Annotated in this window: 1 pseudogene; it reads right to left on the reverse strand. The window is 72.9% G+C overall.

What is annotated here, in order from left to right:
• Positions 1-1051, reverse strand: a pseudogene (locus tag GA0115259_RS35730) (LuxR family transcriptional regulator); the annotation flags it as partial.
• Between the last annotated feature and the right edge of the window lie 21 nt (positions 1052-1072).

Below are 1072 nucleotides of genomic sequence, written 5' to 3' on the forward strand. Positions count from 1 at the left end.
CGCCGTCCGCGAGCGCGCGGCGTCCCGCCTCGGCGAAGAGCCGCCCTGCCCGCAGTGCGTCGCCGGCGTCCGAGCGCAGCGACGCGACCAGCGGGCACCAGTCGCCCTCAAGGCCCGGGTGCAGCGTCTCGACCGCGTCCGCCGCGCGTTCGCAGAGACCGGCCCGGGCGGTGGGCGTGAGCTGCGTCAGCAGAGCCTCGGCGGTCAGCGGATGGCGGAACGCGTACCAGTCGGGCGCGGGCTCGTCCGGTACGACCAACTGCGCGGCCACGCCCGCGTGGAGATGGCTGAGCAGACTCCGGTCGTCGGTGCCGGTCATCCGCTGGAGCACCGAGAGCGGGAACCGCCGGCCCAGTACGGCCGCGGCGGACATCAGCATCCGGCCCTCGGTGCCCAGCCGGTCCGTACGGTGGATGACGCCCTGGACCAGGGCGCTCGGCACCGTACGGCGCAGATCGCCGGTCAGCCGCCAGTCGTCGCCGTCCCGTACCAGTGAGCCGTCGCCGATGATCCCTTGGAGCAGCTCCTCGACGAGAAAGGGATTGCCCGCGCTGTCCCGCCAGACCAACTCCATTACATCGGCGGGCACATGCTCGGGAGTGGTGTCCAGGCAGGAGGCGATCAGCCGGGTGACATCGGGTCTGGACAGCGGCGGCAGCCGGAGTAAGGTCCCGGTCCCGCGCCGCTCCGCCGAGTTGGCGAGCCCCAGCGCGTCACTCGGCTCGGCCCGGACGGTGGCCAGCAGCACGACCGGCAACTGCTCCAGATTGTCGATCAGATACTCCACGACGGCCAGCGTCTCGGTGTCGGCGTCATGGAGATCCTCCAGGATCAGCACGCTGCCGCTGTCCCGGCCGACGGCGACGAGCAGCCGCAGCACCGCCTCGCCGAGTACCACCATCGAGCTCTGGTCCGGCTGGGCATCGCCGCGCCAGTCCGGGATGAGCCGGCCGAGCACCGCCCGGTACGGGCCGAGCGCCGCCTCGTCCAGCGGCTCACCGCCCCGGGACAGCGGCATCAGCGCCTCGGTGAGCGGGCGGAGCGGCACCATCGGACCGATGGTGCCGCTCCG

The sequence above is a fragment of the Streptomyces sp. MnatMP-M17 genome, assembly GCF_900091995.1.
GTDB lineage: Bacteria > Actinomycetota > Actinomycetes > Streptomycetales > Streptomycetaceae > Streptomyces.